The 11,616-nt window shown below is 45.3% G+C and carries 8 protein-coding genes, 1 tRNA gene, 1 riboswitch and 1 other annotated feature; all 9 genes read left to right on the top strand.

Going from position 1 to position 11,616, the window contains the following annotated elements:
- Positions 1–517: 517 nt before the first annotated feature.
- The 9 genes from AAV90_RS04065 (at position 518) to AAV90_RS04025 (ending at position 11,522) form a co-directional block, all read left to right on the top strand.
- Positions 518–610 (top strand) — tRNA-Ser (locus AAV90_RS04065).
- A 198-nt stretch (positions 611–808) separates the two neighbouring features.
- Positions 809–912: riboswitch (SAM riboswitch) on the top strand.
- Between the two features lie 108 nt (positions 913–1,020).
- A complete protein-coding gene (locus tag AAV90_RS04060; RefSeq protein ID WP_046496162.1) occupies positions 1,021–2,760 on the top strand; it encodes an ABC transporter ATP-binding protein in 1,740 nt (579 codons plus the stop codon).
- The gene (locus AAV90_RS04055) at positions 2,753–4,498 is read left to right on the top strand and encodes an ABC transporter ATP-binding protein (RefSeq protein ID WP_046496161.1); all 1,746 of its coding nucleotides are present in this window, start codon (positions 2,753–2,755) and stop codon (positions 4,496–4,498) included. The genes AAV90_RS04060 and AAV90_RS04055 overlap by 8 nt, the downstream gene beginning before the upstream one ends.
- 245 nt (positions 4,499–4,743) lie before the next feature.
- On the top strand, positions 4,744–6,093 hold the full coding sequence (locus tag AAV90_RS04050; RefSeq protein ID WP_341363008.1) for an acetyl-CoA hydrolase/transferase family protein: 1,350 nt from the start codon (positions 4,744–4,746) through the stop codon (positions 6,091–6,093).
- 113 nt (positions 6,094–6,206) lie between these two features.
- Positions 6,207–6,459, top strand: a binding site (T-box leader).
- Between the two features lie 48 nt (positions 6,460–6,507).
- Complete coding sequence (locus AAV90_RS04045; RefSeq protein ID WP_052729593.1) at positions 6,508–7,059, top strand: 2-oxoacid:acceptor oxidoreductase family protein; 552 nt, start codon at positions 6,508–6,510, stop codon at positions 7,057–7,059.
- 119 nt (positions 7,060–7,178) lie between these two features.
- Positions 7,179–7,436 carry a 4Fe-4S binding protein gene (locus AAV90_RS04040; RefSeq protein ID WP_046496157.1) on the top strand — a complete coding sequence of 86 codons (258 nt, stop codon included), beginning with the start codon at positions 7,179–7,181 and terminating at the stop codon, positions 7,434–7,436.
- 4 nt (positions 7,437–7,440) lie between these two features.
- On the top strand, positions 7,441–8,571 hold the full coding sequence (locus tag AAV90_RS04035) for a hypothetical protein (RefSeq protein WP_046496155.1): 1,131 nt from the start codon (positions 7,441–7,443) through the stop codon (positions 8,569–8,571).
- 32 nt (positions 8,572–8,603) lie between these two features.
- Positions 8,604–9,542, top strand: a complete 939-nt coding sequence (locus tag AAV90_RS04030; RefSeq protein ID WP_046496153.1) for a thiamine pyrophosphate-dependent enzyme — start codon at positions 8,604–8,606, stop codon at positions 9,540–9,542.
- 378 nt (positions 9,543–9,920) lie between these two features.
- Positions 9,921–11,522: a methylenetetrahydrofolate reductase C-terminal domain-containing protein gene (locus AAV90_RS04025; RefSeq protein ID WP_046496151.1), complete on the top strand. Its 1,602-nt coding sequence runs from the start codon at positions 9,921–9,923 to the stop codon at positions 11,520–11,522.
- Positions 11,523–11,616 lie beyond the last annotated feature (94 nt).

Genomic DNA, 11,616 nt, shown 5'->3' with positions numbered 1-11,616 from the left:
CGTATATGCTCAAAAAAACCGTAGCGGATGCTTTAGCTTCCGCGGCAGGAGAAAAACCGGTATTAATAGACACAGATAACACAGACCCTTCGGGCACAGATTAACACAGAACTTATCTTTAATTAATAAAACGCTGTCTGTAGCATCAACGTATATGCTCAAAAAAACCGTAGCGGATGCTTTAGCTTCCGCGGCAAGAGAAAAACCGGTATTAATAGACACAGATAACACAGACCCTTCGGGCACAGATTAACACAGAACTTATCTTTAATTAATAAAACGCTGTCTGTAGCATCAACGTATATGCTCAAAAAAACCGTAGCGGATGCTTTAGCTTCCGCGGCAAGAGAAAAACCGGTATTAATAGACACAGATAACACAGACCCTTCGGGCACAGATTAACACAGAACTTATCTTTAATTAATAAAACGCTGTCTGTAGCATCAACGTATATGCTCAAAAAAACCGTAGCGGATGCTTTAGCTTCCGCGGCAGGAGAAAAATCAAAAACATACATGGAGAGGTGGCTGAGCTTGGCTGAAGGCGCTCGATTGGAAATCGAGTAACGTGTCGAAAGCGTTCGCGGGTTCGAATCCCGCCCTCTCCGCCATTAAAGATACACTAAAGGGGTTGCAGCCCAAAGCCTGCAGCCCCTTTTTATTATTTCAGAAATTCGATCCCGTCTGTAGTATAACGCAGTCATTTGGCCTAAAATATGTGACGTACGGCTTGAAAAATGATAATATAGTGATGATAATATTAAAAAAATAATAGCTAAACTGCCAATAATAAATACCATATTGGCAAGCTCTTATAAAGAGAGGTGGAGGGACTGGCCCGATGAAACCCGGCAACCGCCCATTTGTGGAATGGTGCCAAATCCTGCAGGATGATTATCCTGAAAGATGAGAGGGAGCAAAATCTAAACCCTCTTTTAATGAGGGTTTTTTACTGCTTAATGCCGGGGTTGTTTTGCGCAACGAACAAATAATTTAAAAGCCCAAAAAAGGATTTATGCAAATGAAACAGATGAAGATTGAACCTCTTACACGACCTGATAAAATAATCAATTACTGGAAAAAGGAAAAAACCGCCGTTGCTTTTATCATTATTTTTGGCATTGGTTATAATACATCTGCCATCCTAGGCCCCATTTATCAAGGCAAGCTCATTGATGCCTTGCTGCGCGGGGATAGTTTGAACGAGATAGCTGTATTGGCTGTAACCTTTGTTTTGTTGATCGCGGCCATTCAACTGACGCGCTATTTAAAACGCTTTTACACCAGGCGATTCGCCAACAGCACGAGTGCTACCATGCGGTTGATGATCTATAACAACATTATGAATAAGGGCTTTGTTGATTTGCAGCATGAAAACACCGGTGACTTGATGACCAGGGCGCTTGCGGATGTTGATTTATGTGTGGATGGAATGCGCAAATTTACCACCGAACTGTTTGATACCGGGGTTTTGATGTCAGCATATTTCCTAACCATGCTCTACTACGATGTACAAATTACGGTTATAGGTGCGCTTTTTATTCCCGTAGCCATGGTGATTGCCGAGAAACTTAAGAATTTGATATATCAATTTTCAATTGACTACCGAACCAAAAGTAGTGAAATTACCGGTATGACCTATGACTTTATAGATAATGCCATGCTCTATCGTATCAACGGCTTGGAGATTAAGACCCAGGAAAAATATGATCTGGAACTGGAAGATTTGCAGAACAAGGCCATTAAGGCCAGTATTTTTGAGAACTCTATGCAGCCTATATACAATGTAGTGGCTATGCTAGGGGTTATCATGGTTATTTATTGGGGCGGCTCCAAGGTGATTGCAGGGAGTTGGACGGTAGGAATCTTTTCAACATATATGATTTTGTTTGCAGCTTTAGCTGCCAAGGTCAGTAATGCCGCTAAGCTTTTTAACTCGGTACAGAAGTCCCGGATCTCTTGGCAACGTATAAAACCTTATCTCACCGAATACAAAACCAAAAATACGGCTTTAAATATTAAGAAAAACCACACCACCTTAAATATAGAAAACTTGACCTTTGCCTATCCGGATGCAAAGGAAAACGTAATCCAAAACATTACTATGACCGCCCAACAAGGGGAAATAATTGGGATAACCGGGGCAATTGCTTCAGGTAAAACAACCTTGGGGCTAGCGTTGCTGGGATTATACCCCTATATGGGCAGCATCCGTTTAGATAATCAAGAATTAATGGATTATTCGGAATACGAGCGCAGCCAAATGATAGCCTACCTGGGGCATAATCCCCAACTGCTATCAGATACGATATACAACAATATTACATTGGGCAGTAATGAAGATATTACAGCTGTTTTGCGGGACGTATGTTTTGATACTGATCTGGCCGCCATGCCAGATGGTGCCGATACGCTGGTAGGAAATGGAGGCATTCGTCTAAGCGGCGGGCAGCAGGCCCGTATTGCACTGGCTCGAACGCTTTTGAACAAAAGAAAGATCATTATTTTGGACGATCCCTTTTCTGCCGTTGATATGCAAACAGAAGAAAAAATTATAACCAATCTAAAAGAACATTATCAAGACTGCCTGATTTTACTCATATCTCACCGTCTGGCTATTTTCAGCCATATCCACCGTATCTTATTTTTGCATCCCGACCGGACTGTGGAGTATGGTACCCACCAGGAGCTTATGGAGAAATCAGAAATATATGCCGAAATATACAACTTGCAGCAACTGGCAGGTGAAAATAATGAATAATAGTCTGACTAAAAAATCACTTTATCAAGTCATCCAAAAAAATCAGGGGCTAATTGCCCTACTGATTTTCGTTGTTTTGGGTGTCGTGGTGATAAGCCTCATTCCGCCGCAGATTCTAAAAATAATTATTGATAACAACCTGGTTCCCAAAAACAGGGAAGGATTAATGCGCTGGGCCATAGTTTATCTTATCGTCTTGCTCTTTATCGGAGTATTTGATTTTCTCAAAGAAGCCATCCTGACCGTATTAGGACAGAGAGTCACAAAAGAAATCAGGATGGAAATGATGGTCAAATTGGGAAAAATAAATTCCCAGTTCTTTTCCTCTCATGAAACCGGTGCCGTGGTTTCTCGTTTTACCAATGATGTAGATGCGATTAATACTCTATTTACCAGCGGCGTAGTAGGCATGGTCATCAGCAGCTTTAAAATAATAGGTATCGTTATATCGATCTGGTTTTTCAGCTACAAATTAGGTCTGCTCACCCTCTTATTACTACCGATAATATATGGGATCATCCGGCTGTTTCAGAAGCGCATGCTTCAAGCTCAGATTAAGAACCGTATCCTGGTAGGGCAAGTGAACAATCATATTTCAGAAAGCTTAAATAATATGCTGATGATAAAATCATACAGCAAAGAAAAATATATGGAACAAAACTATAACCGTTATTTGCTGGATAATTTCCTGACTTTGGATAAGGTTAATTTCTATGATGCCGTTTTTTCACCCCTTATTCAGATCCTGCGGGCCATAGTAATTGCCAGTATCGTTATACTATCCTCTGCGCAACTAAATTTTTTGGGTATGTCTTTAGGTATGATAGCGGCATCGATTGAATTGATTTCCAACTTATTTGAACCCGTAGAAAATCTTGGTATGCAGTTACAGAACATTCAGCAGGCCGTTTCCGGCGTCCGCAGAGTAAATGAATTTTATATGGAACCAGAGGAAGATGGAAAAAATGATAAACTGACCGCAGCAAAAATCATTCCGGATAGATCCGCCGTTCGCTTAAAATTCGATAATGTCAGCTTTCGATATGAGACCGGAACAGATATTTTAAAAAATATCAACTTAACCCTTAATCCCTTGGAAAAAGTCACTTTTGTTGGCCGTACGGGGGTGGGTAAATCTACCCTGTTTAAGCTCATCATGGGAACCTTGCAGCCAACCGAAGGGGTTATAAGTATTAATGGAATAGATGTATGTGCCATACCTAATCGCGAGAAACGAAGAATTTTCGGTTACGTTGAGCAGAGATTTCATTTTATTAAGGGAACAGTAGCAGAACAAATCAGTCTGCAAGATGAGGGCATTACGCGGGGAAAAATTGAGGAAGCCCTGAGATTTGTCGGCATGATGGAATACATTGAATCCTTGGAAAATAGTCTGGATACCGAAGTAACCAGTGACTCGCTTTTTTCTCAAGGCCAGCAGCAACTGTTGGCAATTGCCAGAGCGATAGTCACTGACCCGCCCCTATTACTGCTGGACGAGATTACGGCCAATCTTGATTCCATAACTGAAGAAAGGGTAATTTCTGTATTACAGAAGGCCAGTTCCGCCCATACCGTATTATCCATATCTCACCGTTTATCATCTATGATTGCCAGTGATAGCGTAGTAATCTTGGAAAATGGCAGAGTTAAGAATGCAGGTTCACCGGAGGTGCTTTTGCAAGATGATGATTGGTTTTCTAGTCAGGTTGCCTTGGAGAGGTTGACCTGGCACTGAGGAATGCGCATTTTTAAAAATAAACTATCTTAAACCCTAAAAAAAGAACCTTTTATGACCCGCCGACAAATATTGCCTCATTACATAATAGTATTTTCCAGGAATACAAATAATAGAAAGGTCTTGTAAAAGTTCAAATAGATAGGTAAACTGAAAAAGCTATCTTTTTATAAATGTCCGCAAAAATTGGGATAGCGGATAAAAAGTATCCTAAACAATGTTTAAAAAAACTATCTTCATAAGGAGTGAGCAGCTTGTCTTATGCTGATGAGTATCGTTCCAAATTAGTTAGTGCTGAAGAAGCCGTAAAGATCGTTAAAAGCGGAGATTGGCTCGATTGGGGACAAACCCTTTCTAATCCCTATGCACTGGATAAAGCATTGGCAGCCCGCAAAGGTGAGCTTGATGATATAAAGATACGTCTGGTTCTAAGCGCCAAAGAGCACGAAATCTGGAAAGTGGATCCCAAAGGCGAAACCTTCCATATGAACAATTGGCATTTTGGCAGAGCAGATAGGGCTCAGCACGATAAGGGAAATGCATATCATATCCCTAACCTTTATCGTAATAATCCTCTCTTTTACAGAAAGAGTCTATATGACGATGTTGACGTAGCCATGTTCAGAGTTCCGCCCATGAACAAACACGGGTATTTTAATTTTAGCTGCAGTGTAGCCGTCCTGCGCGCTATCTGTGATGTGGCCAAAAAGATCATAGTGGAGGTTTGTCCGGGACTGCCCTGGGCGTGCGGAGGAAGGGAAGAACTTATACATATCTCTGAGGTGGACTACATAGTTGAAGCTGATTCACCTGTAGTTGAAATACCATCCGCTCCAGCTACAAAAACAGATAAGGTAATCGCTGAACATGTAATCAAAGAGATGACCGATGGGGCATGTATTCAGTTGGGAATTGGCGGTATGCCGAATGCAGTGGGTACCCTGCTGGCCGAATCCGAGCTTAAAGATTTAGGCTGTCACAGCGAAATGTTATGTGATGCCTTTTACCATTTGCATGAAGCCGGGAAATTGACCAATAAGTGCAAGTCGATCGATAGGGGTAAGACGGTTTATGCATTTGCCGCCGGAAGTCACTTTCTGTATGATTGGATAGACAATAATCCCAGTATGGCTGCTTATCCTACAAACTATACCAACGATCCTTATAATATTGCCAAAAATGATAACGTTGTATCGATAAACAACTGTATAGAGGTTGATTTATACGGGCAGATTTCTTCCGAGTCATCGGGTACCAGGCACATTAGCGGCACGGGCGGGCAGTTGGATTTCGTTACCGGTGCTTATAGTTCCCGAGGCGGCAAAGCTATTATTTGCTGTACTTCCAGCTACCAGGATAAGGAGGGACGCCTGCAGTCGCGGATTGTGCCCATGCTCCCCTCGGGATCGATAGTCAGCGTACCCCGTACCCAGGCGCATATTATCATTACCGAATACGGCAAATGCGATTTGGCCGGGCGCAGCACCTGGGAGCGTGCCGAACGAATTATCAATATTGCGCATCCTGATCTGAGGGATGATCTAATTCAAGAAGCCCAAAAAATGAAAATCTGGAGTAAGAGCAATAAGATTTAACCCTATTGTCAGCAGCGGATTTTCTAAAAAAGCTTGACTGGACTGTGAGTTGAATGTTGACAGAAAAATAACAGCTTATTATAATAAATGCTATATATAAAAACACAACCTACAAAATAACGATGACAGGGAATAGTAAGCTGTCCTTGGGTCACAGAGAACCGCTGGTAGCTGTGAGGCGGTCGAAGAGGCAAGCAGAACTCACCCTGGAGTTGCCGACCGAAATCTTTTGAAAGTAGGCTCGGACGGAACTTCTACCGTTAAAAGGAAGGGGATATCGGGTCTTAAGACCCCGTATTCTGATGGAGTGAACGGCATGGCCGTTAAATTGAGTGGTACCGCGGAGTTAAACCCTTCGTCTCAGAGTTCTGAGCGAAGGGTTTATTTTTTACCATGGAAGGATGGAGGAACGACATGAACAACATGCTAGAATTAAGAATCAACGGGTTTGGCGGGCAAGGTTCCGTTACCCTGGCTCACTTGTTAGCGCAGGCCGCGCTGGAAAACGGTAATCAAGGGCAGGCTCTGCCATTCTTCGGGGTGGAACGCCGCGGAGCACCGGTGCGGGCAGCCGTACGTATGTCTCCTACTGCTATTCATGCCCACAGTCAATGTGAACGGCCTGACTATGTGGTAGTGATGAGCGAAAAACTTACCGAAGCGGCTATTAGTGAAGGCATTACGGATATTGGCACCGTGATTATTAATGCTCCCCACGCCGTAGCAGTAAAAAGCCATGCTACCTGGCAAGTGGATGCGGACACTATCGCCCGCGAAGCCGGATTGATTTCCGCCGATGGCCCCTTCATTAATATTCCGCTGTTCGGCGCGGTATGCCGGGTATTAGATATCCCGCAAAATATCATGGAACAAACCATTTTAAACAAATGGCCGGGCAATAACGGTGAGCGCAATCTGGGCGCCGCCGGCAAGGCATATAATACCGTAACCCGGATTAATAAATAGTGTATTTAAAGCTGCAAAGCTACGGAAAAACCCAGCAGCAGTTTCAATATATTGCTGCAACGAGGCGGGAAGTACTTTTGCCCCCCTTTAATGCCGATTAGTGAAAGGAATGGAAATAAATGAAATCAGTAACGAAAGCCTATCGGCCTATTTCCTGGCCAACGAAAGGGGCTGGTGGTGATACCGGTTCCTGGCGAACCCACCGACCGGTTGTAGACATCCGGATATGCACCAAATGCCAATTTTGTTGGGTATATTGTCCGGAAGCGGTCATTGACCGCCATGAGATTACAATTGATTACCGCTATTGCAAGGGCTGCGGGGTATGTGCCTTGGAGTGCCCCACCGGTGCAATCACTATGGAAAAGGAGGAGTAGCAGCATGAAAACAGCCCAAGTTATAATGGATACCGGTGCCCGTGCTGCTGCGCTGGCCGTAAAAAGTGCCCGGGTGGATGTGGTGCCTGGCTATCCTATCACCCCGCAGACCAGTATTATGGAAGCGATGGCTGCCATGGTTGAAAATGGAGAAATGCATGCCCGTTTCATTCCGGTGGAAGGTGAACACAGCGCCATGGCTGCGGCCGTAGCTGCATCGGCGGCCGGGGCTCGCGTTTTTACGGCTACTTCCGCCAACGGCTTGTTATATATGCATGAAGTGTTGCATATGGCTTCCGGTGGGCGTTTACCGGTAGTAATGTGCAACGTTAACCGAGGAATTTTTGCCCCCTGGACCCTGTGGGCCGATCATCAGGATTCATTTGCCCAGCGGGATACCGGCTGGATTCAATATCATTGCTCCTCCAATCAGGAGGTCTATAACACTATCTTGCAGGCCTTCCGCGTGGCCGAACAGATCAATATTCCGGTGATGGTCAACTTTGATGGTTTTGCTATCTCCCATTGCTTGATGCCCCTTACCCTGCCGCCCCAGGAGGATATCGACCGTTTCCTGCCCCCGCATGAACCGGAATGGCGGCTTGACCCGGCGCAACCATCTTCCTTTAGCAATGTGACAAATGCGTCCGAATACGCACCTTTCCGTCAGATGCTGTCTGACGACATTATGGCCTCCATCCCTCTGGTTAAACAGGCGGCCCAGGAATATAAGGACATAACCGGTATGTGGGATGGCGACACCATCGACACTTATCGCCTGGAGGATGCCGAAGTGGTAGCTTTGGCCGTAAATAGTATGGCGGCGGAATTAAGACTTTCCATTGATATACTGCGCCAGCAGGGCATCAAAGCCGGTTTATTAAGGCCGCGGCTGGTTCTGCCCTTCCCGGCTGAGGATATCATCAATGCCCTGCCGCAAAATGCGCAGGTGATGGTACTGGATCGAAACTATAATTTCGGTCATCCCGGCGGCATTTTAGCTTCCGAGCTGAAAAGCGTCCTCTTTGGCCGCCGCAACGACATCACGGTTAAAAACCGGGTAATGGGGATTGGCGGCATCGATCTAACCCGTACCTACATGGCCACTGAGATTCGCGCCATGCTGGATGATTAGAGAGCCTGGATCAGGAAAGGAATGGATGAGATATGACTACCAGTATTAAACAATTACCGGATATTGAACAGGTTTTAAGCGGCAACGGGGCTTGCGGCGGTTGCCCCGCCACCATGGCCCTGCGTATCGTGGGCAAGGCATTGGGCTCTAACGCCATCATGCTTTTGACTCCTTCCTGCTCGGTAGCCAGCATGGGCATGACCCCCAAACTGGGTTATAACTGGCCCGCTATTAATATTTGTTTTGCGACCGCCGGGTCTTCGGGTTCCGGCATTGCCCACGCGCTGGAAATAATGCAGGAGAAAGGCCGTCTGCAAGGGGAGCCGCCTACCGTATTTTGCTGGGTGGGCGATGGCGGCACCTATGATATCGGCTTCCAGGCCCTGTCAGCGGCAGCCGAACGCAACGACAACATGATTTTCTTTTGCTATAATAACGAAGCCTATAGCAACACCGGTGTCCAACGCAGCGGAGCCACCCCGCGGGGCAGCTTCACCACCACCACCCCCGCCGGTAAGCGCCAGCCCAAGAAAAATATGGCCTTGCTGATGCTGGAGCACAATATTCCCTACGTAGCAACCGCAACCGTAGCTTATCCCGGAGATCTGTACGACAAAGTGGTAAAAGCCAAAAGCATCCCGGGCCTGAAATACATTGAAATTCTAGCTCCCTGCTATTTAGGCTGGCAGTTTGATATGCCTGAAACAGTGCAGATGAGTCGTATGGCTGTTCGCAGCGGTGCCTGGCTGTTATGGGAAGCGGATAATGGCAAGATAAGTTTTAATAACCCCAGCTCACTTATCATCAGCGGCAAGAAAGACGCTGCTCCGGTAGATGAATATTTAATGAAACAGGGACGTTTCAAACGCCTGCTAAAAGGTCCTGACGCTGACCAGCGCATCGCCGAAATTCAAGGTGATATCGATCGCGAGATTGCCTTTATGCGGGAACGGGCCAAGATTACGTTTTAGTTACCTATGTTTAGCAGCGCTAAAGTTGGTCTGTTCACGTCTGCCGATAATTGTAACTTTATTTTAGGATCCTAATAGCCATGCCACCGGCGCCAACCGGTGGCATGCGCCTGTTCAAACCGGTTTTTGATCTGCGTCTGTTTTCTAACTTATTTTAGCCGTCAATTATTGATGAGATTTCGTTATAATCAGCCAAACGATAAATATACTTTTTCCCTGATTTGCTTTTCTGAATTGGCCACGCTGGAAATAGAAAAAATTTAAAAAAGTTTAGTCTTGTCATTTCACCGGGCTGTTTTTAATTTACAAGGACAAGCGGGCATTGATCCGTTAAAATAGTATTATTGGTTAGTATAGTATAATTAAATAAATAAATATATGACCTTAAACAAGGGCGGTCAGTGTTTCTGTCTGGTTTTAGGGGAGGAGAAGCATATCAATAAATTCAAGGAAGCATTACAGGATAAAAAGACCTTTGCGGTAACGTGGGAACTGGTTCCCGGGCGGGGGGCCCGGGAGAAGCTGCAGGAAAATGCGCTCCACGCAGCCGAACAGGCGGCTCAGGACGGCCGTATTCATGCCCTCACCATTACCGATAATCCTGGCGGAAAACCGGCCCTGGCGGCAGCTTGGTTAGGGGCGGAAATATTAAAAATGGGAATTGAACCGCTGGTGCACTTTACCTGTAAAGATAAAAACCGCAACCAGATTGAATCTGAACTGTATGCGCTGGATCGGGCCAACATCAGAAACATTTTGGTGATGACCGGGGATTATCCGGTCAGCGGGTTTAAAGGGCGGCCTAAACCGGTTTTTGATCTGGATTCAGTACAGGTGATGGATCTGGTTGCCAATATGAATAAAGGCCTGGATCCTGACAATACAGGTAATTTAATTCATAAGCCCAGTGATTTTTTTGCAGGAGGCGTGGTCTCACCGTTTAAAGCGAGTGAAGCCGAACTTTTGACCCAGTATTATAAACTCAGTAAAAAGGTCAATCAAGGAGCCGGCTTCATTGTGACCCAACTGGGCTTTGATGCGCGTAAATTCCAGGAGGTCTTAAAGATAACCAGGGAATTTAGCCCGGATATACCCATAATCGGCAACCTCTATATCCTGCCGTTTGGGGTCGGCAGAATAATGAACTCCAACCAATTGCCGGGCTGTGTCGTTACCGATCAATTATTGGCTGAGCTTGACCAGGAAAGGGAGGCAGCCGACAAAGGACAAAGTGCCCGGCTGCTGCGGGCGGCGAAAATGTATGCCTTTATGAAAGGGATGGGTTTTGACGGCGTTCACATCGCTGGCCATAATATTAAATATGAACAGGTAAAGTATATTATTGACCAGGGGGAAGAGCTTAGTGCCGACTGGATGGAGCTAATTGCGGAATTTGATTATCCTCAGCCCCAGGGATTTTATTATTTTAAAAAAGACCCGCAAACAGGCCTTAACTTGGATCAGCCGGTTAATCGGGCTGAGTGGACGCCCGAATACAAGGTAGGAATTAACCATCGTTTGATGCGACTCGTTCATCAGCTGTTTTTTACTCCGGATAAAAAACTGTTTCCCCTCATGCGGCGCTATTACCAAGGGGTAAAAAACCCCCGCAAATATGGTCTGGAGCATTTTTTAAAAGTAATCGGCAACGGCTGCCGGGATTGCGGCGATTGTGCCCTGCTGGATATAGCCTATCTTTGTCCTATGTCCCAGTGCCCGAAAAACCAGCGCAATGGTCCCTGCGGAGGCAGTTATAATGGTTGGTGCGAAGTGTTTCCCGGTGAACAGAAATGTATTTGGGTGAAGGCGTATGCCCTGCTAAAGGCCTATAGTGAAGAAGAACAGTTGCAAACCTCCTATGTCCCTCCGGTAAACTGGGATTTATATCAAACTTCGGCCTGGTACAATTACTACACCGGCCGGGATCATTCAGCAGTTATACCTTCAGCAGAAGCGACAGAAAAGAAATTAAACTGTTAATAGACTTAAGCGCAACAAACAAGGTAAAGTATAAAGGAAGTCCTCAGTGATTTCATTTAAAACGGGGGATTTTGCATGGCCAGCCATTCCTAGA

This window comes from Syntrophomonas zehnderi OL-4, from assembly GCF_000983115.1.
GTDB lineage: Bacteria > Bacillota > Syntrophomonadia > Syntrophomonadales > Syntrophomonadaceae > Syntrophomonas_B > Syntrophomonas_B zehnderi.
This window is presented reverse-complemented; position numbering and strand designations above follow the sequence as displayed.

What these genes read in the sequence shown, in the direction of transcription:
- AAV90_RS04060 (WP_046496162.1), top strand. Translation starts at nt 1,021, where the DNA reads ATGAAACAGATGAAGATTGAACCTCTTACACGACCTGATAAAATAATC.
- AAV90_RS04055 (WP_046496161.1), top strand. Translation starts at nt 2,753, where the DNA reads ATGAATAATAGTCTGACTAAAAAATCACTTTATCAAGTCATCCAAAAA.
- AAV90_RS04045 (WP_052729593.1), top strand. Translation starts at nt 6,508, where the DNA reads ATGAACAACATGCTAGAATTAAGAATCAACGGGTTTGGCGGGCAAGGT.
- AAV90_RS04040 (WP_046496157.1), top strand. Translation starts at nt 7,179, where the DNA reads ATGAAATCAGTAACGAAAGCCTATCGGCCTATTTCCTGGCCAACGAAA.
- AAV90_RS04035 (WP_046496155.1), top strand. Translation starts at nt 7,441, where the DNA reads ATGAAAACAGCCCAAGTTATAATGGATACCGGTGCCCGTGCTGCTGCG.
- AAV90_RS04030 (WP_046496153.1), top strand. Translation starts at nt 8,604, where the DNA reads ATGACTACCAGTATTAAACAATTACCGGATATTGAACAGGTTTTAAGC.
- AAV90_RS04025 (WP_046496151.1), top strand. Translation starts at nt 9,921, where the DNA reads ATGACCTTAAACAAGGGCGGTCAGTGTTTCTGTCTGGTTTTAGGGGAG.